This window comes from Vibrio sp. YT-19(2023) (assembly GCF_033337395.1).
This window is the reverse complement of record NZ_JAWOQN010000943.1, coordinates 1-557: the sequence shown is the minus strand read 5'-3', so window position 1 is coordinate 557 and position 557 is coordinate 1. Positions and strand designations below refer to the sequence as shown.

Below are 557 nucleotides of genomic sequence, written 5' to 3'. Positions count from 1 at the left end.
GGAGTTTGTGACCCAGAACTTTCGCTTAACCAGCCAAGTGTACGAGACACAAAAAGATGAAAGCCAACGATTGATGAAAGCACAATACATGCTGTTTGCCACTTTCGTCTTGTCGATTTTGTCGCTGACTTACTTCTTCTACAGAGAATCGCACTTCCATCGTAAGCTGGCGTTGAGTGACCCCCTTACTGGCCTTGGCAACCGTAATGCTCTGTTTGTCACGTTGAGAAATAACACTCGCAACCGAACGGCTTTTTCTTTGTGTCTGTTGGATCTAAACGGGTTCAAAAACGTGAATGACACGTACGGCCACCAAGCTGGTGATACGGTGTTGTGCGAAATTGCCAAACGATTGAAAGACATGAATATTGATAGCTTCAGTACCTATCGGATGGGTGGAGACGAGTTTGCTGTCGTGATTGAGTCCTCAGACGTCGATGCAGAGGAGGCGAAAAAACACATCCATTCCGTGTTTGATACTCCGGTTCTAAACGCGAACAACGTATCGTCACTGTCGACCAGTATTGGCGTCGCGCACTACCCAAGTGACAGCGATA

At 47.0% G+C, this 557-nt stretch carries 1 protein-coding gene; it reads left to right on the top strand.

The genetic code is table 11. The annotated features are described in order from the left end of the window. On the top strand, window positions 1-557 hold a 557-nt coding region (locus tag R7E78_RS29325; RefSeq protein ID WP_318059045.1), incomplete at both ends, for a GGDEF domain-containing protein.